This window comes from Salmonella sp. NW1250 (genome assembly GCF_051812965.1).
In the GTDB taxonomy this organism is placed as follows: domain Bacteria; phylum Pseudomonadota; class Gammaproteobacteria; order Enterobacterales; family Enterobacteriaceae; genus Salmonella; species Salmonella enterica.
Genome location: NZ_JAMNDD010000022.1, coordinates 1 through 19,744, shown reverse-complemented (window position 1 = coordinate 19,744; position 19,744 = coordinate 1). Strand labels below are relative to the sequence as shown.

Below are 19,744 nucleotides of genomic sequence, written 5' to 3'. Positions count from 1 at the left end.
TCCACCAGCTTCATGCTGGATACCGAATTCCGGGTCGCTTGCCTACAAGGGAAGAAAATGCCAGCGATTATTTCATTAATCTATTTAATGTTTAGTCTTTTGGTATTTACAAAAAAGATAACCATTTCAAACGTTCTGTCCGCTTTTTTATTGTTTCTATCGTTATATATACTTCACCATAAATCATTACTTATATTTATTTATTGTCTTATTATTATTGTCGCCACCGTTATTCTTCATCAAGTCAAAACCAGCGCGGATAAAAAAGCCGTATTTTATTTTTCAATGCCATGCTGGCTCTTGATTTTATCTGTAATTATAAATTTAATGAATAAATGAATTATTTTTTATGACTCTTGTTTCTCGTATTATTGGTGAAAACTCACTATCACTGGTTATATGAATAAATTGTCCAGTTTTTGCATTATATTTTGCCATCGCACAGGGAAGACTATTACCGCCGTTAGCCATAACAAATTTTGCTTTTGTATTACGATAAACATTGACGCAAGGAATGGGGTCCTGACCGAATGTATAAGGCGTTGGGACAATTACATTATGTTTGTTTGAGAACCACTTTGCTAAAATCCCGTCAACGCCATCAACCGGCGTAATAAAAGTAGAGAATCCACAATACTCAAAATTGAAATTTTTTACCATTGGGTTTGGTTTTTTCTGTAACATTGAGTCCAAATGTGACTTTAAATTTATCCCATAAATCTAAGTTATTAAAGTCTATTGGCCCGCCATTATAAAATGCCTGCTGTTCATACATTAAATGATAAACCTGTTTTATTGGTTGTTTACGCGGGAAATTTTAAATCATTAAATGGAGTATTTAATTCCATTAAGGTCTTTGTTTGCTCTTATTACAGGAATTATAAATATGATGCCATTTGTGGAATAAAAATAAATTTAATAAATTATTTATTTAATTGCTCACTAGTAGGATATTTATGTATCCATCGGTTAATGCTTAGTTTAACATCTTTTAGCTGACAGCGATTGCAACGCTAAAAACCATGTGCTAATAATCATCATGTAAAATATGTAATGAAGTAAGTATGGAGCATTTAATTGTTATGATCCCACCATTAAATAGATATGTTCCCGCGCTTTCAAAAAATGAATTGGTTAAAACTGTTACCGACAGGGACATTCAGTTTACAACTTTTAATGGAAAAGATTATCCCTTGTGCTTTTTAGATGAGAAAACCCCTCTTCTTTTCCAGTGGTTTGAGCGGAATCCTGCTCGCTTTGGGAAAAATGATATACCTATAATTAACACAGAGAAAAACCCCTACCTTAACAATATCATTAAAGCAGCAACAATTGAAAAAGAACGTCTTATAGGTATTTTTGTAGATGGTGATTTTTTTCCGGGACAAAAGGATGCTTTTTCAAAACTTGAGTATGACTATGAAAACATAAAAGTCATATATAGAAATGATATTGACTTTAGCATGTACGATAAAAAATTATCAGAAATTTATATGGAAAATATTTCTAAGCAAGAATCCATGCCAGAAGAAAAAAGGGATTGTCATTTACTGCAGCTATTGAAAAAAGAATTGAGTGATATTCAAGAGGATAATGATTCATTAATTAAATCTTACTTACTGGATAAAGGCCATGTATGGTTTGATTTTTACAGGAATATGGCTATGTTAAAGGCTGGTCAGTTATTCCTGGAGGCGGATAAGGTTGGGTGTTATGATTTATCAACAAATAGTGGGTGTATATATCTCGATGCTGATATGATTATCACGGAAAAATTGGGGGGTATATATATTCCGGATGGAATCGCTGTTCATGTAGAAAGGATAGATGGCCGTGCTTCTATGGAAAACGGGATAATAGCTGTTGATCGCAATAACCACCCGGCTTTACTTGCTGGATTGGAAATAATGCATACTAAATTTGATGCTGATCCCTATTCCGATGGTGTATGTAATGGAATTAGAAAACATTTTAATTATTCTTTAAATGAAGATTATAATTCTTTTTGCGATTTTATTGAGTTTAAGCATGATAACATTATAATGAATACCAGTCAGTTTACGCAAAGTTCATGGGCGAGGCATGTGCAGTAGCGGAAATGGCAATAATCATGCTATTGAATACATAAAATATTGACATAAACTATCAAATTTCCGCGAAAAAATATTTGTTGCTCAGTTTTCTCTACTACAACCAGCTTTAAAATCGCAGTGCTGTTCAGAACGGACATAAAAAAACGGGAGGTCGATAACAATCTCCCGTTTTTCACATTACGTACTCGCTTGTGAAATACTAATGCGTTTACATACGGGTTCACCGCATTTGCGAAGCGCGCCCCAGCCAACTGTCCCAGTCTTTCCAGACGGGCTGCAATCCTTGCGCGCTTAACGCGCTTGCTACGGTTTCAGGCCGACGGGCATCGTGGGGAGAAAACTGCTCAAGTTCCGGATGATCGTCAGCGTAGCCGCCGGGCTGCGTTTTTGAGAAGGCGCTGACGTTGTTGATTGCCAGAGGAATCACATGGTCTCGAAACCACGGCGATTCGCGGGTGGAGAGTGATAATTCAATTTCCGGTGCCAATAACCGGAAAGCGCAAATAGTTTGCACCAGTTGCTTTTCATCCATCACAGATGCGGGTTCCACACCGCCAGTACACGGACGCAGACGCGGGAAGGAAACAGAATAGCGACTCTGCCAATAGTGTTTCTGCATCCACAACAGATGCTCCGCCACCATATAGCAATCAACCCGCCAGCTGTCGGAAAGCCCGATTAGCGCGCCTAAACCAATTTTGTCGATACCTGCCCGGCCTAACCGATCCGGCGTTTCCAGCCGCCAGAAAAAGTCCTGTTTCTTTCCCTTCAGGTGATGCTGTGCATAGATTGCCTCATGGTAAGTTTCCTGATAAACCATCACGCCATCGATCCCCAGCGTTTTGAGCTCCGCATAGTTTTCTTGCGACAAGGGCTGGACTTCCATCTGTAATGATGAAAATTGACGGCGGATAGCCGGTAAATGGCGGCGAAAATAGTTCATTCCTACTTTGGCCTGATGTTCGCCAGTCACCAGCAACAGATGCTCAAAGCCCAGTTTACGGATAGCATCGCACTCCCTTTGAATATCCACCTCATCCAGCGTTTTACGCTTAATGCGGTTGCTCATCGAAAAACCGCAGTAGGTACAGTCATTGGCGCAGAGGTTTGAGAGATAAAGCGGCACGTAGAAACTGACGGTGTTGCCAAAGCGTTGTCGGGTCAGCCTTTGTGCCCGCTGCGCCATCGGTTCCAGATAATTGGCGGCGGCGGGGGAGAGCAACGCCATCAAATCGTCCCGGCTAAGATGTGCGGCGTTCAGCGCGCGCTCCACGTCGGCGGCAGTTTTACCGTTGATGCGCAGGCGAATATCGTCCCACTCCAGTTGCCGCCAACGGTCGCTGAAGGTTTTCATGCTAACGCCTCCAGAAACCCGGTGAGCGGGCTGGTGGCGCTGGCCTGCGAACTTTTGCTTCCTGGCACCGCCTGACGCGCCAGTAATCCGGCTTCTACAGCCAGGCGGAAAGCGGTTGCCATCATCACCGGATCGTCCGCCACGGCAATCGCCGTGTTAACCAGCACCGCATCAGCGCCCATTTCCAGCGCTTGAGCGGCATGGCTGGGGACGCCAATGCCCGCATCAACCACCACCGGTACGGTGGACTGCTGGATAATAATCTCCAGCATCGCTTTGGTTTCCAGCCCTTGATTCGAACCGATAGGCGCGCCAAGCGGCATTACCGCCGCGCAGCCGACCTCTTCCAGACGCTTGCACAACACCGGATCCGCGCCGCAGTAGGGCAGCACCACAAAACCCTGCTTCACCAGCGCCTCGGCGGCTTTTAGCGTTTCGATCGGATCCGGCAATAGCCAGCGGGCGTCCGGGTGGATTTCTAATTTCAACCAGTTTGTGCCCAGCGCTTCGCGCGCTAGCTGGGCGGCGAAGATCGCCTCTTCGGCGGTTTTCGCCCCGGAGGTATTGGGCAGCAGCGTGACGCCCGCTTCAATCAGCGGCGTGAGGATAGCGTCGTTGTGCTGGCGCAGGTCCACGCGCTTCATCGCCAGTGTCACCAACTGGCTGCCGGAGGCGCGAATCGCCTCGACCATCAACTGCGACGAAGCAAATTTTCCGGTGCCGGTGAACAGATGTGAATCAAACGTTTTGTCGGCAATACGTAACATCTCAACCTCCTGCTATAACGTGAAAAAGCAGGATCTGGTCGCCTTCCTGCACGATTTGCTGTTCCCACTGCTCGCGCGGCAGGATCTGCTGATTGAGCGCCAACGCTGCGCCCGGTTTGAGCTGATTAAGCGTAGCGAGCAGGCTGCTGACGGTTTGCCCGTCGGCGCACTGCATCGGCTCGTCATTGAATTGAATTTGCATGTCGCCCTCCGCATACCGGACAGCCGCTGGCACGACGCAGCGCCAGGCTGCGCCACTGGCTGGTTTTACCGTCAAACAGGCGTAGCTCTCCGCTGGGCGTCTCAATACCGCTGAGTAATTTAATCGCCTCCAGCGCCTGCAAGGTGCCCATCACGCCAACAACCGGTCCGACGATACCGGCGGTACGGCAGTTGCGTTCAGGCTCGACATCGTCCGGCCACAGGCAGCGGTAACAGCCTTGTTCCCACGGTGGCGTGAGGACCATTAGCTGGCCGCCAAAGCCGACGGCGCTGGCGGAAATTAACGGAGTGTTGAGCGCCACGCAGGCGGCATTAATTTCCTGGCGCGTTGCCATGTTATCGGTACAGTCGAGCACCACATCGGCGCGTGCTACCGCATGCCGCAGTGCCTCGCCTTTTAGTCGCTGCTGGAGTGATACCAGTTCGATATCCGGGTTGAGCTGTGTCAGGCGCTGCTGGGCAACCTGAGATTTTGAACGCGCGATATCATCGGTGGTAAATAGAATCTGGCGCTGCAAATTGCTCAGATGAATGTCGTCATCGTCTACCAGCGTTAGTTTGCCGATACCTGCTCCCGCCAGATACAGCGCGGCGGGTGATCCCAACCCACCTAAACCCACGATCAGGACATGACTCGCGAGCAGCTGTTGCTGGCCTTCAATGGCGATATCGCCGAGCAGGATTTGCCGGCTGTAGCGCATAAAGTCACGGTCATTCATCGCCGACTCCCGCGATTGCCAGCAGTTGCGCGGTGGCTTCACGCCAGTCTGCCGCCTGGGTAATGGCGCTAACCACAGCCACGCTGCCGACGCCGGTCGCCAGCACCGCCGGAGCGCGTTCAAGGCTGATGCCGCCGATCGCGACGGTCGGGTAATCCGCCAGTCGTTCAATATGACTGGCTAACTGCGCCAGTCCCTGCGGGGCGGAAGGCATCTGCTTGGTTTGCGTGGGGAAGACGTGGCCGAGTGCGATATAAGACGGCTTAGCGGCGAGTGCGATGTCTATCTCCATATCATCGTGGGTCGATACGCCCAAGCGTAAGCCCGCCGCCTGAATCGCTTTCAGGTCGGTGGTTTCAAGGTCTTCCTGGCCCAGATGCACGCCGTAAGCGCGGTGCTTAATTGCCAGCCGCCAGTAATCGTTGATAAACAGCCGGGCGTCATAACGACGCCCCAGCGCGATGGCGGCGATAACGTCGGCTTCTACCTCTTCATCGCGCTTATCTTTGATACGCAGCTGGATCGTGCGTACGCCCGCCTCCAGTAGACGCTCAATCCATGCAACGCTGTCCACCACCGGGTAAAGCCCGAGGCGGAACGGCACGGTCGGGAAATCAGGCTGATACATCAGGCTTCCTCCCGCTTGAGATAAATTTCGCCGCCTTTGGCGCGGAAGTTCTCCGACATATCCGCCATGCCGACTTCAATGGCTTGCGCGGCGGCGTAATCGCGGACTTCCTGGCTGATTTTCATCGAGCAGAATTTTGGCCCGCACATCGAGCAAAAGTGCGCCACTTTGCCGGACTCCTGTGGCAGGGTTTCATCGTGATAAGCGCGGGCGGTGAACGGGTCGAGCGCGAGGTTAAACTGGTCTTCCCAGCGGAATTCGAAGCGCGCTTTCGACATGGCGTTATCGCGGATCTGTGCGCCCGGATGTCCTTTGGCTAAATCCGCGGCGTGGGCGGCGATTTTGTAGGTGATTAGCCCCTGCTTCACATCTTCTTTGTTCGGCAGGCCGAGGTGTTCTTTCGGCGTCACATAACACAGCATAGCGCAGCCAAACCAGCCGATCATCGCGGCACCGATCCCGGAGGTGAAGTGGTCATAGCCCGGCGCGATGTCGGTGGTCAACGGCCCCAAAGTGTAGAACGGCGCTTCGTGGCAGCTCTCCAGCTCTTCGGTCATGTTGCGCTGAATCATATGCATCGGTACGTGGCCCGGGCCTTCAATCATCACCTGCACGTCGTATTCCCAGGCGATTTTGGTCAATTCGCCCAGCGTATGCAGCTCGGAGAACTGCGCTTCGTCGTTGGCGTCCTGGATGGAGCCGGGACGCAGGCCGTCTCCCAGCGACAGGGAAACGTCGTAGGCGGCGCAGATTTCGCAAATCTCGCAGAAATGTTCGAACAGGAAGTTCTCTTTGTGATGCGAGAGGCACCACTTCGCCATGATCGAACCGCCGCGTGAGACAATGCCGGTCAGGCGTTTGGCGGTCATCGGCACGTAGCGCAGCAGCACGCCCGCGTGAATGGTGAAGTAGTCGACGCCCTGTTCTGCCTGCTCCAGCAGCGTGTCGCGGAACGCTTCCCAGGTAAGATCTTCGGCGATCCCGTTGACCTTTTCCAGCGCCTGGTAGATCGGGACGGTGCCGATCGGTACCGGGCTGTTACGCAGGATCCATTCGCGGGTTTCGTGAATATAGCGGCCGGTGGAGAGGTCCATTATCGTATCCGCCCCCCAGCGCGTCGCCCACACCAGTTTTTCCACCTCTTCTTCGATAGAGGAGGTCACCGCCGAGTTGCCGATATTGGCGTTGACCTTCACCAGGAAGTTGCGGCCGATAATCATCGGCTCGGATTCCGGGTGGTTGATGTTGGCGGGAATAATCGCGCGGCCCGCGGCGACTTCATCGCGCACGAATTCCGGGGTGATGTTTTCCGGCAGGCGCGCGCCAAAGTTCATCCCCGGATGCTGGTGGCGCAGCACTTCACTGCGAATGCGCTCGCGGCCCATGTTTTCACGGATGGCGATGAACTCCATTTCGGGGGTGACAATCCCCTGGCGGGCGTAGTGTAACTGGGTGACGCGCTTGCCCGCTTTAGCGCGTTTCGGCGTCAGCAGGCCGGTAAAACGCAGATCGTCCAGGCCATCGTCGGCCAGACGTTCTCTGGTATAAGCCGAGCTACGGTCGTCTAATTCTTCGCTATCGTTACGTGCGTCAATCCATGGCTGGCGCAGTTTCGCCAGACCCTGCTGGACGTTAATCGCCACCTCAGGATCGCCATAGGGGCCGGAGGTGTCGTACACCGGCACGGCTTCGTTCTCTTCAAACTGCGGGTTGTCTTTACTGCCGCCGATGAGCGTTGGGCTAAGTTGAATTTCGCGCATCGGTACGCGAATATCATGCTGCGAACCGGTCACGTAGATGCGTTTCGAGTTGGGAAAGGCAGTCCCTTCCAGCGTATCGATAAAATGCTGGGCTTTAGCGCGCTGCTCGCGGCGGGTTAACGTTGTTGTAGACATAGCTCATTCCAAAAAATTAAGGACGTGGCTTGTCAGACGACGGATGGAGTAATGGATGTGCGCCGCCCGTAAAGGCAGCAGCATAAAGCAGAATTACTCTTGTTCCCTTCGCAGGTATTAACCTGATCAGGTTCCGCGGATCCCGAATTAACGGTCTCAGCCTTTTCCACTTCATCCTTCGCGCTGCCTCTTCGTTGGCTTCGTCCGCTCACTCCAGTCACTTATTTATGTAAGCTCCTGGAGACTCACCGACTTGCCGCCTTGACGCATCACGAACGCTTTTGTGGAAAATTAGCACTCCGACAAGATAACCGCCCCTCCGAAGAGGGGACTGAAGTAAACTACCTGTTACTCGCGCAGAACTCAAGCGGGACGTTTGACTCTGGCGCCGTCGTGCATCGCGTCAAACACCAGCATAATCAGCTTGTCTTCCAGCACAAAGCGGGCTTCCAGCGCTTCGCCGATATCTGACAGAGCTTGTTGAAATTCGAGACAATTATCGTGATCGATGGCAGTTTCCAGGCTGGTGTCGTAATAATCCATAATGCGCTGCGTATTATCTTCCAGCAGCGGCCAGATTTTTGCCGCATGTAAAAGCTGACCGTTTCCTTCCAATTTATGGAGAATACGTTCATAAATACTGAAGTGCCCGGCGGAAAGGTAATCGACTAGGCTCTGACAAAAATCATCCAGCGCTTTTTCATTCAGCCGCATGTACGATTCTTTGCCAGGCTTAATGCCAACCAGATTGTAGTAAGCCACGAGCAGGTGCTTACGTACATCCAGCCAGCGATCGACCAGTTTGTTGCTTCCGCCAACGCGCTCCGTCAGGTTTTCCAGCTGGTTTAGCATGATTGTCTCCGCAAGTTAGATAAAGGCTGCTCGCCATGAATGTAAAAATAATGTTAACAACATGCCAGTGAAGCAAAGGTAGTGCAAGAGCTATGGATCGTATAATTGAAAAATTAGAGAGTGGCTGGTGGATCGTCAGCCATGAACAAAAATTATGGTTGCCGTATGGGGAATTACCACACGGGCTGGCGGCAAATTTCGATCTTGTGGGGCAGCGCGCACTCCGGATAGGTGAATGGCAAGGCGAGCCCGTCTGGCTGGTGTTACAGCATCGACGCCATGATATGGGATCGGTTCGCCAGGTTATCGATCAGGATGCAGGGCTGTTCCAACTGGCGGGACGTGGCGTACAGTTGGCGGAGTTTTACCGATCGCATAAATTTTGCGGCTATTGCGGGCACCCTATGCACCCGAGTAAAACCGAATGGGCGATGCTGTGCAGCCATTGCCGCGAGCGTTACTACCCGCAAATCGCCCCTTGCATTATCGTCGCGATCCGCCGTGAGGATTCCATCCTGTTGGCCCAGCACGTTCGCCACCGCAACGGCGTGCATACCGTGCTGGCCGGGTTTGTTGAAGTCGGCGAAACCTTAGAACAGGCGGTCGCGCGTGAAGTGATGGAGGAGAGCGGCATTAAGGTGAAAAATCTGCGCTATGTGACTTCCCAGCCGTGGCCTTTCCCGCAGTCGCTGATGACTGCTTTCATGGCGGAGTATGACAGCGGCGAGATTGTCATCGACCCGAAAGAACTGTTGGAAGCAAATTGGTACCGTTACGACGATCTGCCGCTACTGCCGCCGCCGGGCACCGTCGCGCGCCGTTTGATCGAAGATACGGTGGCAATGTGTCGGGCTGAATATGATTAACATGTTACACTGGGCGCATCAACGCTAAAGGAATGTAAAAATGACCGAACTCAAAAACGATCGTTATCTACGTGCGCTGCTACGCCAGCCCGTTGATGTTACGCCAGTGTGGATGATGCGCCAGGCGGGCCGTTATCTACCGGAGTACAAAGCCACTCGCGCTAAGGCGGGCGATTTTATGTCGCTGTGCAAAAATGCCGAACTGGCCTGCGAGGTCACTTTACAGCCGCTGCGCCGTTATCCGCTTGATGCGGCGATCCTTTTCTCGGATATCCTGACGATTCCGGACGCGATGGGCCTGGGGCTCTATTTTGAAGCCGGGGAAGGCCCGCGCTTTACGGCTCCTGTCACCTGCAAAGCCGATGTCGATAAGCTGCCCATTCCCGATCCGGAAGATGAACTGGGTTATGTGATGAATGCGGTGCGTACGATTCGCCGCGAACTAAAAGGCGAGGTTCCGCTGATTGGCTTTTCCGGCAGTCCGTGGACGCTGGCGACTTACATGGTGGAAGGCGGCAGTAGCAAAGCCTTCACGGTGATTAAAAAGATGATGTACGCTGACCCGCAGGCGTTGCATCTGCTGCTGGATAAGTTGGCGAAAAGCGTCACGCTGTACCTCAACGCGCAAATCAAAGCGGGCGCGCAGTCGGTGATGATTTTCGACACCTGGGGCGGCGTGCTGACTGGCCGCGATTACCAGCAATTCTCCCTCTACTACATGCATAAAATCGTCGATGGCCTGCTGCGTGAAAACGACGGTCGCCGCGTGCCGGTAACGCTGTTCACTAAAGGTGGCGGTCAGTGGCTGGAGGCGATGGCGGAAACCGGCTGCGACGCGCTGGGTCTCGACTGGACGACAGATATCGCCGATGCGCGCCGTCGCGTTGGCCATAAAGTGGCGCTGCAGGGCAATATGGACCCCTCGATGCTGTATGCGCCGCCGGCACGGATCGAAGACGAGGTAGCGACTATACTTGCTGGTTTCGGTCAGGGAGAAGGGCACGTCTTTAACCTTGGACATGGCATCCATCAGGATGTGCCGCCAGAACATGCTGGCGCATTTGTGGAGGCAGTGCACCGACTTTCTGCGCAGTATCACAGCTAAGGAGTTAGTATGGATCTCGCGTCGCTACGCGCTCAACAGATAGAACTTGCTTCATCGGTTTGCCGCGAAGATCGGTTGGACAAAGATCCGCCAGCGTTTATCGGCGGGGCGGACGTCGGTTTTGAGCAGGGGGGCGAGGTGACGCGGGCGGCGATGGTGTTGCTGAAATATCCGTCGCTTGAACTGGTCGAGTACAAGGTGGCGCGTATTGCCACCACCATGCCGTATATCCCCGGCTTCCTCTCTTTTCGTGAATATCCTGCGCTGCTGGCGGCGTGGGAACAGCTCTCGCAAAAGCCCGATTTGCTGTTTGTGGACGGTCACGGTATTTCGCATCCGCGTCGGCTTGGCGTCGCCAGTCATTTTGGACTGTTGGTGGACGTGCCGACCATCGGCGTAGCGAAAAAACGGCTATGCGGTAAATTTGAGCCACTTTCCACCGAACCTGGCGCACTTAGCCCCTTAATGGATAAAGGCGAGCAACTGGCGTGGGTATGGCGCAGCAAGGCGCGCTGTAATCCGCTGTTTATCGCGACGGGGCACCGGGTCAGTACTGACAGCGCGCTGGCGTGGGTACAGCGCTGTATGAAAGGGTATCGCCTGCCGGAGCCGACGCGCTGGGCGGATGCCGTCGCTTCCGGACGTCCGGCGTTTGTTCGTTGGCAAGAAATTCAGCGCTGATTCAGGTAAACTGCCGCTAATTTCCGATTCGAGATTCCATCATGTTACAAAACCCGATTCATTTGCGTCTGGAGCGGCTGGAAAGCTGGCAGCACGTTACCTTTATGGCCTGCTTGTGCGAGCGCATGTACCCGAACTACGCCATGTTTTGCAAGCAGACGGAATTCGGCGACGGACAGATCTACCGTCGCATTCTGGATCTGATCTGGGAAACCCTGACGGTGAAAGATGCAAAGGTCAATTTCGATAGCCAACTGGAGAAGTTTGAAGAGGCAATTCCGGCAGCTGACGACTATGATCTGTACGGCGTTTACCCGGCGATTGATGCCTGCGTCGCATTAAGCGAATTAATGCATTCTCGTCTTAGCGGCGAAACGCTGGAACACGCTATTGAGGTTAGTAAGACTTCCATTACTACGGTGGCGATGTTGGAAATGACTCAGGCTGGTCGGGAAATGACCGATGAGGAGCTCAAAACGAACCCTGCCGTTGAACAGGAATGGGATATTCAGTGGGAAATATTCCGACTTTTAGCCGACTGCGAAGAACGCGATATTGAACTGATAAAAGGGCTCAGGGCAGACCTGCGCGAGGCTGGTGAGAGCAATATCGGTATAAATTTTCAGCAATGACACCAGAAAACGTGATTTAACGTCTGATTTGTCGTGCCATAAGGCTTCCCTTATGCCCCCCGTCTGGTCTACATTTGGGAGGCGAAAAAAAGTGGCTATCGGTGCGTGTATGCAGGAGAGTGCTTTTCTGGCATTTCCGTCGCACTCGATGCTTAGCAAGCGATAAACACATTGTAAGGATAACTTATGAACAAGACTCAACTGATTGATGTAATTGCAGACAAAGCAGAACTGTCCAAAACCCAGGCTAAAGCTGCTCTGGAATCCACTCTGGCTGCTATTACTGAGTCTCTGAAAGAAGGCGATGCTGTACAACTGGTTGGTTTCGGTACCTTCAAAGTGAACCACCGTGCTGAGCGCACTGGCCGTAACCCACAGACCGGTAAAGAAATCAAAATCGCCGCCGCTAACGTACCGGCGTTTGTTTCTGGTAAAGCTCTGAAAGACGCAGTTAAGTAAGACGCGTAGCTGTGAACAGTTTTATCGAAGGGGCTCGTCAGCCCCTTTTGTCCGTCTGGCGTCGCGCGTTTCTGTTTTCTGGCGCGCTGTTGCTGACTGCCTGCAGTCATAACGCTTCACCGCCTCCGTTTACTGCCAGCGGCTTTGCCGGCGATCACGGCGCGGTGCGTATCTGGCGTAAAGATACGAACGATGAAGTCCATCTGCTTTCTGTTTTTAGCCCGTGGCATAGCGGCAGCACGACGACCAGCGAATATCGTTGGCAGGGTGATACGCTTTCGCTTATTGAACTCAATATTTACAGCAAACCGCCAGAACATATTCGCGCGCGTTTCGACGCTCATGGCGAACTCAGTTTTATGCAGCGTGAAGTCGGGGGGCAGAAGCAGCAGCTTTCCAACGATCAGATTGCCTTGTATCGCTATCGCGCCGAACAAATCCGTCAGACCAGCGACGCCTTGCGCCTGGGGCGGGTCATACTACGCCAGGGACGCTGGCACGCCGACCATACGGTAACCACCTGTGAAGGTGAAACGCTGAAACCGGATCTGGATTCCTGGGCAATAAGCCACATTGAGCGCCGCCAGAACCACTCATCGGTAGAGGTGAGCGTAGCATGGCTGGAGGCGCCGGAAGGATCGCAACTTTTGCTGGTGGCGAATTCAGATTTCTGTCACTGGCAGCCGCAAGCGAAAACCTTTTGATGGAATACCGAATGGCGAAGCCGCCATTCGGCAAACATGCTTTACCAGTTTCCCATACCCATATGACCGCCGCCGCGATGATAACCGCCGCCATAGCCGCCGCAACCGCCATAGCCCATTCCTGCGCCGCGTGGTATGCCAGCCTGCGCCATCGCGACATCCCGTTTCACGCGTTGCTCATCTAACTTCTGGCCTAATGACTCCATCTCTTTGGCAACCGCGTTAATTTTCGCAGTATCCGGCGAACTGGCGGTCAGTAGCGCGTTGTATTCATAACGTTTGGATATCAGTTGCTGGCGCAGCGCGCTGGTCTGCGTATAGTAATCATCATAAATCTTCTGCGCCGTCGCCTGCTGTTCCGTGGTTAACGGGCTACCTCCCTGTTGCCACATACCGTCATTGTTGCCCCAGTGATGCCCGGCGAAGGCGGCGCCGGAGCTCAGGGCCAAAAGAGAGAGGGCGATTAGCGCGATAGCTGATTTATTGTTCCGTTTCATTTTGCGTTCTCCTGTTGCTCATCTTATCCTCTCTCTTGCATCTTCCGTGCCAGGTAACTATTCCTTGTCGGGCAGCGAGTTAACCCGCTTCAGGCGGCAAAAAGCGAGTAAAAATGACTCGCATGACCCGCCTGGCGAGTCATTTTTACCCACTAGTATCCGAAAGGGTGTGCGACACCGCGCGGTTATGCGGAGCGAAGAATGGCATGATCTCTGCTTAAGTAAGGAAAATAAAAACGAGCCGGGGAAGCCTGTGAGTTTTATACGATTACATAAAGATGCTGCTGCAACGTGGTTGAGTCGACTGTTACCTGTGGCGATCTTCATTCTGGTGGGGCTATTTTCCATTATGGTCATTCGCGACTATGGCCGTGAGAGCGCTGCCGCCAGGCAGACGCTGCTGGAAAAGGGAAATGTACTCATTCGCGCTCTGGAGTCCGGCACGCGAGTAGGTATGGGAATGCGGATGCATCACGCGCAGCAGCAGACATTGCTGGAAGAGATGGCGGGTCAGCCAGGCGTGTTGTGGTTCGCTGTAACGGATGCGCAGGGGGTAATCATCACTCATAGCAACCCTGGCATGGTGGGCAAATCGCTCTATTCCACATCTGAAATGCATCAACTAAACCCCGGGCCGCAGGAGCGTTGGCGGCGTGTCGACGTTGCTGCTAACGGCGAGACGATACCTGCGCTGGAAATTTACCGTCAGTTCCAGCCGCTTTTCGGTATGAGAGGTCACGGTATGAGGGGGCACGGCATGGCGCGTAGCGCCAATGACGACGAACCAGCGAAACAAACTATTTTTATTGCCTTTGACGCCAGCGAGCTGGCCGCGACACAGGCAAGGGAGTGGCGTAATACGCTGATTGTTTTGTCTGCGTTAGCGGCGGTGCTGTTGGCAACGTTACTGGCGTTTTTTTGGCATCAGCGTTATCAGCGCTCGCACAGAGAACTGCTTGATGCAATGAAGCGTAAAGAAAAGCTGGTGGCGATGGGGCATCTGGCGGCGGGCGTCGCGCACGAAATTCGTAACCCGCTCTCGTCCATCAAAGGGCTGGCGAAATACTTTGCCGAGCGCACGCCTGCCGGCGGCGAGTCGCATGAACTGGCGCAGGTGATGGCCAAAGAGGCCGACCGTTTGAACCGGGTGGTAAGCGAATTGCTCGAACTGGTAAAGCCCGCGCATCTGACGCTCCAGGCGGTTAACCTCAATGATATTATTACTCACTCCCTGAATCTGGTCAGTCAGGATGCCCAAAGCAGAGAGATTCAGTTGAGATTCACGGCGAATGAGACGCTTAAGCGTATTCAGGCTGACCCGGACAGGCTGACTCAGGTGCTGTTGAATCTGTACCTGAACGCTATTCATGCGATTGGCCGCCAGGGAACGATTACCGTAGAGGCAAAAGAAAGTGGGACCGACCGCGTTATCATCACTGTTACCGATAGCGGGAAAGGGATCGCCCCGGATCAGCTGGAGGCGATTTTTACGCCTTATTTTACGACCAAAGCTGACGGGACAGGCCTGGGGCTGGCGGTGGTGCAAAATATCATCGAACAGCATGGCGGCGCGATTAAGGTGAAAAGTATTGAGGGTAAAGGCGCGGTCTTTACTATCTGGTTGCCAGTGATAGCGAGACAACAGGATTAACAAGGGTGATACGCGGAAAAATCGATATTCTGGTTGTGGATGATGATGTAAGCCACTGCACGATTTTACAGGCGCTGCTTCGGGGCTGGGGCTATAACGTCGCTCTGGCCTACAGTGGGCATGATGCGTTGGCTCAGGTGCGTGAGAAAGTCTTTGATCTGGTACTGTGCGATGTGCGTATGGCGGAGATGGACGGTATCGCCACGCTGAAGGAGATTAAAGCGCTCAACCCCGCCATTCCGATTTTGATTATGACGGCATTCTCCAGCGTGGAAACGGCGGTAGAGGCGTTGAAAGCCGGCGCGCTCGACTATTTAATTAAACCGCTGGATTTTGACCGTCTGCAGGAGACGCTGGAAAAGGCGTTGGCGCATACGCGGGAAACGGGCGCTGAATTGCCATCGGCGTCGGCTGCGCAATTTGGCATGATTGGTAGCAGCCCGGCGATGCAACATTTATTGAATGAAATCGCGATGGTCGCACCATCAGACGCCACGGTATTGATTCACGGAGACTCCGGCACGGGTAAAGAGCTGGTGGCGCGGGCGCTACACGCCTGTAGCGCCAGGAGCGACAAACCGCTGGTCACGCTCAACTGCGCCGCGCTTAATGAATCGCTGCTGGAGTCCGAGCTGTTCGGCCACGAAAAAGGCGCGTTTACCGGTGCGGATAAACGTCGGGAGGGACGCTTTGTCGAAGCTGACGGCGGGACATTGTTTCTTGATGAAATCGGCGATATCTCGCCGTTAATGCAGGTACGTTTGCTGCGGGCGATTCAGGAGCGCGAAGTGCAACGCGTGGGAAGTAACCAGACGATATCTGTGGATGTTCGGTTAATTGCCGCTACCCACCGCGACCTGGCGGAAGAGGTGAGTGCCGGTCGCTTTCGCCAGGATCTCTATTACCGCCTGAATGTGGTGGCGATTGAAATGCCTTCTTTGCGCCAGCGTCGGGAAGATATTCCGCTACTGGCAGACCATTTTCTGCGGCGTTTTGCCGAACGTAACCGCAAAGCGGTGAAGGGGTTTACGCCGCAGGCGATGGATCTGCTGATCCACTACGACTGGCCGGGTAATATCCGTGAGCTGGAAAACGCTATCGAACGAGCGGTGGTGTTACTGACGGGAGAATACATTTCTGAACGCGAATTGCCTCTCGCTATTGCCGCGACGCCGATAAAAACGGAATACAGTGGTGAGATCCAACCGCTGGTGGACGTCGAAAAAGAGGTGATTCTGGCGGCGCTGGAAAAAACGGGCGGCAACAAAACCGAAGCCGCCCGTCAATTGGGCATTACGCGCAAAACGCTGCTGGCTAAACTCAGCCGTTAGTTCTGTTCACGCTCGATGGCGCGCCAGCCGATGTCGTTACGGCTGAAGCTGCCGTCCCAGCGGATGTCGGTCATCAGGGCGTAAGCGCGTTTCTGCGCCTCAGCCACGGTGTGGCCCAGCGCGGTGGCGCACAGGACGCGTCCGCCGCTGGTCAACACGCGGTCGTCATCGGCGAGTTTGGTGCCAGCGTGGAAGACTTTGCCGTCAGTGGAGGATTCCAGCGGCAGGCCGTGGATCTCATCGCCAGTGTTGTAGCTGCCCGGATAACCGCCCGCGGCGATCACCACGCCTAATGAAGCGCGTTCGTCCCACTCGGAGGTTTTCTCATCCAGCTTGCCGTCGCAGGCGGCCAGGCAAAGATCCACCAGATCCGATTTCATGCGCAGCATGATCGGCTGGGTTTCCGGATCGCCGAAGCGGCAGTTGAACTCGATAACTTTCGGGTTGCCCTGCTTGTCGATCATCAGACCCGCATACAGGAAGCCGGTGTACGTGTTACCTTCCGCCGCCATGCCTTTCACGGTTGGCCAGATGATGCGTTCCATGGTGCGCTGGTGCACTTCATCAGTCACCACCGGCGCCGGTGAGTAGGCCCCCATACCGCCGGTATTCGGGCCGGTATCGCCATTGCCCACGCGTTTGTGGTCCTGGCTGGTGGCCATCGGCAGAACGTGCTCGCCGTCGACCATCACGATAAAGCTCGCTTCCTCGCCGTCGAGGAACTCTTCAATCACGATGCGGTGACCCGCGTCGCCAAAGGCGTTACCGGCCAGCATGTCATGAACGGCTGCTTCTGCTTCTTCCAGCGTCATCGCCACGATAACGCCTTTACCGGCGGCCAGACCATCGGCCTTGATGACGATCGGCGCGCCTTTCTCACGCAGATAAGCCAGGGCTGGCTCAATCTCGGTGAAATTCTGGTATTCCGCCGTCGGAATCTGGTGACGAGCGAGGAAATCTTTGGTGAACGCTTTGGAGCCTTCCAGTTGCGCGGCCCCTTCGGTTGGGCCGAAGATCTTCAGGCCCGCCGCGCGGAACGCATCGACCACGCCAATCACCAGCGGCGCTTCCGGGCCGACGATGGTCAGATCAATCTTCTCGTCCCGGGCAAAGCTCAGCAGCGCCGGAATATCGGTGACGCCGATAGCCACGTTCTGCAACGCGGGCTCCAGCGCGGTACCGGCGTTACCCGGTGCGACAAAAACGGTATCAACCAGCGGCGACTGTGCGGCTTTCCAGGCCAGCGCGTGTTCGCGACCGCCGTTACCAATGACTAAAACTTTCATCGTCTGCTCCCTGAATTAATGGCGGAAGTGGCGCATGTCGGTGAAGATCATCGCAATACCGTGTTCATCGGCAGCGGCAATGACTTCATCATCACGGATAGAACCGCCAGGCTGGATCACACAGCTCACGCCAACGGCGGCAGCGGCATCAATACCATCGCGGAACGGGAAGAACGCGTCGGAAGCCATCGCGGAGCCTTTCACTTCCAGACCTTCGTCAGCTGCTTTAATGCCAGCGATTTTGGCGGAGTACACGCGGCTCATCTGGCCTGCGCCTATGCCGATAGTCATGTTCTCTTTGGCATACACAATGGCGTTGGATTTCACGAACTTCGCCACTTTCCAGCAGAACAGCGCATCGCGCAGCTCCTGCTCGGTCGGCTGGCGTTTAGAAACCACGCGCAGTTCAGCTTCACTCACCATACCCAGATCCCTGTCCTGAACCAGCAGGCCACCGTTAACGCGTTTGAAATCCAGGCCCGGAACGCGGCTTGCCCATTGGCCGCAGGTCAGAACACGGACGTTCTGCTTAGCTGCGGTGATCTTCAGTGCTTCTTCGCTTGCGGATGGGGCGATGATCACTTCCACGAACTGACGGGAGATGATGGCCTGCGCGGTTTCGGCATCCAGCTCGCGGTTGAATGCGATAATGCCGCCGAACGCGGAGGTCGGGTCGGTTTTATAGGCGCGATCGTAAGCGTCGAGAATAGAGGTACTTACCGCCACGCCGCACGGGTTAGCGTGCTTGACGATTACGCAGGCTGGCTCGTTGAACTCTTTCACGCACTCCAGTGCCGCGTCGGTATCAGCGATGTTGTTGTAGGAAAGCGCTTTGCCCTGAACCTGTTGTGCGGTGGCAACGGACGCTTCTTTCACATTCTCTTCTATATAGAAGGCAGCCTGCTGGTGGCTGTTCTCGCCATAGCGCATATCCTGCTTCTTAATGAAGTTCAGGTTCAGCGTACGCGGGAAGCGACCGGCGGCTTCTTTGCTTTCACCGTGGTAGGCCGGAACCATGCTGCCGAAGTAGTTGGCGATCATGCTGTCGTAGGCGGCGGTGTGTTCGAAGGCTTTAATCGCGAGATCGAAACGGGTGTTGAGGGTCAGAGAGCCTTCGTTGGCATCCATCTCTTTAATAATGGCGTCGTAGTCGCTGCTCTTCACCACGATGGCCACGTCTTTATGGTTCTTAGCAGCAGAGCGCACCATGGTCGGGCCGCCGATATCGATGTTCTCTACCGCATCTTCCAGCGAGCAGCCTTCGCGTGCTACGGTTTCGGCGAACGGATACAGGTTAACGACAACCATATCGATAGGGGCGATGTGGTGCTGTTCCATAATGGCATCGTCCTGGCCGCGGCGACCGAGGATGCCGCCGTGGACTTTTGGATGCAGGGTCTTTACGCGTCCATCCATCATTTCCGGGAAACCGGTGTAATCGGAAACTTCGGTCACCGCCAGGCCTTTTTCTGCTAACAGGCGGGCGGTGCCCCCCGTAGACAGCAGCTCCACACCGCGTGCGGAAAGTGCCTGGGCGAATTCGATGATACCGGCCTTGTCAGAAACACTGAGCAGAGCGCGGCGGACTGGACGACGTTGTTGCATGGTAAATCCCCTGGATTTGACTATTACAGAGAGCGTTAGCTGAATTCTTGCGTAAAAACTCAGCTAACGCCCCTTACGGGGCATCCTTGTTTTGCGGGGGCATTGTAACGAAAACGTTTGCGCAACGCTCGCGAATTTTTCTTTTTAAATTCTGGCCCCGCTTTTATCCCTGAAAGATCGTTTGCAGAGTGAGAAGATCCAAGAAATGAACGCGAATTTTGTGGATAAGTCTGTGCGTAAATGGGTATAACCAAGGGTTTTGCTGGGGAATGCAGCAAACAGTCATTTTTCTGCAATTTTTCTATTGCGGTCAGCAGAGAACTCCCTATAATGCGCCTCCATCGACACGGCGGATGTGAATCACTTCACACAAACAGCCGGTCGGTTGAAGAGAAAA

At 53.4% G+C, this 19,744-nt stretch carries 21 protein-coding genes; 10 read left to right on the top strand and 11 right to left on the bottom strand.

The features are described 5' to 3' along the window. Positions 1-12 precede the first annotated feature (12 nt). The gene (locus tag NBA72_RS23575) at positions 13-339 is read left to right on the top strand and encodes a hypothetical protein (RefSeq protein WP_001654075.1); all 327 of its coding nucleotides are present in this window, start codon (positions 13-15) and stop codon (positions 337-339) included. On the opposite strand, the gene NBA72_RS23570 is transcribed toward NBA72_RS23575, so the two are convergent. Beyond that, positions 325-684, bottom strand: a complete 360-nt coding sequence (locus NBA72_RS23570; protein WP_042949908.1) for a hypothetical protein — start codon at positions 682-684, stop codon at positions 325-327. The two genes, NBA72_RS23575 and NBA72_RS23570, sit on opposite strands and share 15 nt — an antisense overlap. Before the next feature lie 380 nt (positions 685-1,064). On the opposite strand from NBA72_RS23570, the gene NBA72_RS23565 reads away from it, so the two are divergent. Beyond that, a complete protein-coding gene (locus NBA72_RS23565) occupies positions 1,065-2,093 on the top strand; it encodes a type III secretion system effector arginine glycosyltransferase SseK1 (RefSeq protein WP_000400595.1) in 1,029 nt (342 codons plus the stop codon). Positions 2,094-2,313: 220 nt separating this feature from the next. Here the strand turns inward: NBA72_RS23565 and thiH are convergent, their stop codons facing one another. The 7 genes from thiH to rsd all read right to left on the bottom strand — a co-directional run bounded on the left by thiH (position 2,314) and on the right by rsd (position 8,530). Further along, a complete protein-coding gene (thiH, locus tag NBA72_RS23560; RefSeq protein WP_042949906.1) occupies positions 2,314-3,447 on the bottom strand; it encodes a 2-iminoacetate synthase ThiH in 1,134 nt (377 codons plus the stop codon). Then, a complete protein-coding gene (thiG, locus tag NBA72_RS23555; RefSeq protein ID WP_042949905.1) occupies positions 3,444-4,214 on the bottom strand; it encodes a thiazole synthase in 771 nt (256 codons plus the stop codon). Before thiG ends, thiH begins: the two co-directional genes overlap by 4 nt. Position 4,215: 1 nt before the next feature. After that, positions 4,216-4,416 (bottom strand): sulfur carrier protein ThiS, encoded by a 201-nt coding sequence (gene thiS / locus NBA72_RS23550; protein ID WP_042949904.1) that lies wholly within the window; start codon positions 4,414-4,416, stop codon positions 4,216-4,218. Then, positions 4,397-5,155, bottom strand: a complete 759-nt coding sequence (locus NBA72_RS23545) for a HesA/MoeB/ThiF family protein (protein ID WP_000999779.1) — start codon at positions 5,153-5,155, stop codon at positions 4,397-4,399. Before NBA72_RS23545 ends, thiS begins: the two co-directional genes overlap by 20 nt. Next, entirely contained in the window at positions 5,148-5,783 is a 636-nt protein-coding gene (gene thiE / locus NBA72_RS23540) for a thiamine phosphate synthase (RefSeq protein WP_042949902.1), read from the bottom strand. The genes NBA72_RS23545 and thiE overlap by 8 nt, the downstream gene beginning before the upstream one ends. Then, complete coding sequence (gene thiC / locus NBA72_RS23535; protein WP_042949901.1) at positions 5,783-7,678, bottom strand: phosphomethylpyrimidine synthase ThiC; 1,896 nt, start codon at positions 7,676-7,678, stop codon at positions 5,783-5,785. Before thiC ends, thiE begins: the two co-directional genes overlap by 1 nt. 363 nt (positions 7,679-8,041) lie before the next feature. Beyond that, positions 8,042-8,530, bottom strand: a complete 489-nt coding sequence (rsd, locus tag NBA72_RS23530) for a sigma D regulator (RefSeq protein WP_000934315.1) — start codon at positions 8,528-8,530, stop codon at positions 8,042-8,044. 92 nt (positions 8,531-8,622) lie between these two features. On the opposite strand from rsd, the gene nudC reads away from it, so the two are divergent. The 6 genes from nudC (at position 8,623) to NBA72_RS23500 (ending at position 12,977) form a co-directional block, all read left to right on the top strand. Then, on the top strand, positions 8,623-9,396 hold the full coding sequence (gene nudC, locus NBA72_RS23525; RefSeq protein ID WP_000373958.1) for an NAD(+) diphosphatase: 774 nt from the start codon (positions 8,623-8,625) through the stop codon (positions 9,394-9,396). A gap of 40 nt (positions 9,397-9,436) precedes the next feature. Beyond that, positions 9,437-10,501, top strand: a complete 1,065-nt coding sequence (hemE, locus tag NBA72_RS23520) for a uroporphyrinogen decarboxylase (RefSeq protein ID WP_042949899.1) — start codon at positions 9,437-9,439, stop codon at positions 10,499-10,501. A gap of 9 nt (positions 10,502-10,510) precedes the next feature. Then, positions 10,511-11,182: a deoxyribonuclease V gene (gene nfi, locus NBA72_RS23515; RefSeq protein WP_000362363.1), complete on the top strand. Its 672-nt coding sequence runs from the start codon at positions 10,511-10,513 to the stop codon at positions 11,180-11,182. A gap of 41 nt (positions 11,183-11,223) precedes the next feature. Next, positions 11,224-11,814: a YjaG family protein gene (locus NBA72_RS23510; RefSeq protein WP_000940092.1), complete on the top strand. Its 591-nt coding sequence runs from the start codon at positions 11,224-11,226 to the stop codon at positions 11,812-11,814. 186 nt (positions 11,815-12,000) lie between these two features. Beyond that, positions 12,001-12,273 (top strand): nucleoid-associated protein HU-alpha, encoded by a 273-nt coding sequence (gene hupA / locus NBA72_RS23505; RefSeq protein ID WP_001044509.1) that lies wholly within the window; start codon positions 12,001-12,003, stop codon positions 12,271-12,273. Between the two features lie 11 nt (positions 12,274-12,284). After that, entirely contained in the window at positions 12,285-12,977 is a 693-nt protein-coding gene (locus NBA72_RS23500; protein WP_001083931.1) for a DUF1481 domain-containing protein, read from the top strand. Between the two features lie 41 nt (positions 12,978-13,018). Here NBA72_RS23500 and zraP read toward each other — a convergent pair whose 3' ends face one another. Then, positions 13,019-13,474 carry a zinc resistance sensor/chaperone ZraP gene (zraP, locus tag NBA72_RS23495; RefSeq protein ID WP_000828129.1) on the bottom strand — a complete coding sequence of 152 codons (456 nt, stop codon included), beginning with the start codon at positions 13,472-13,474 and terminating at the stop codon, positions 13,019-13,021. Between the two features lie 253 nt (positions 13,475-13,727). Between zraP and zraS the strand changes: the two genes are divergently transcribed. Together zraS and zraR are read left to right on the top strand one after the other, a co-directional pair. After that, complete coding sequence (gene zraS, locus NBA72_RS23490) at positions 13,728-15,125, top strand: two-component system sensor histidine kinase ZraS (RefSeq protein ID WP_042949910.1); 1,398 nt, start codon at positions 13,728-13,730, stop codon at positions 15,123-15,125. A 5-nt stretch (positions 15,126-15,130) separates the two neighbouring features. Continuing rightward, a complete protein-coding gene (gene zraR / locus NBA72_RS23485) occupies positions 15,131-16,456 on the top strand; it encodes a sigma-54-dependent response regulator transcription factor ZraR (RefSeq protein ID WP_000617928.1) in 1,326 nt (441 codons plus the stop codon). Here the strand turns inward: zraR and purD are convergent. Both purD and purH read right to left on the bottom strand, forming a co-directional pair. After that, positions 16,453-17,742: a phosphoribosylamine--glycine ligase gene (gene purD, locus NBA72_RS23480; protein ID WP_042949896.1), complete on the bottom strand. Its 1,290-nt coding sequence runs from the start codon at positions 17,740-17,742 to the stop codon at positions 16,453-16,455. The two genes, zraR and purD, sit on opposite strands and share 4 nt — an antisense overlap. A gap of 15 nt (positions 17,743-17,757) precedes the next feature. Then, on the bottom strand, positions 17,758-19,347 hold the full coding sequence (gene purH / locus NBA72_RS23475; RefSeq protein ID WP_042949895.1) for a bifunctional phosphoribosylaminoimidazolecarboxamide formyltransferase/IMP cyclohydrolase: 1,590 nt from the start codon (positions 19,345-19,347) through the stop codon (positions 17,758-17,760). Positions 19,348-19,744 lie beyond the last annotated feature (397 nt).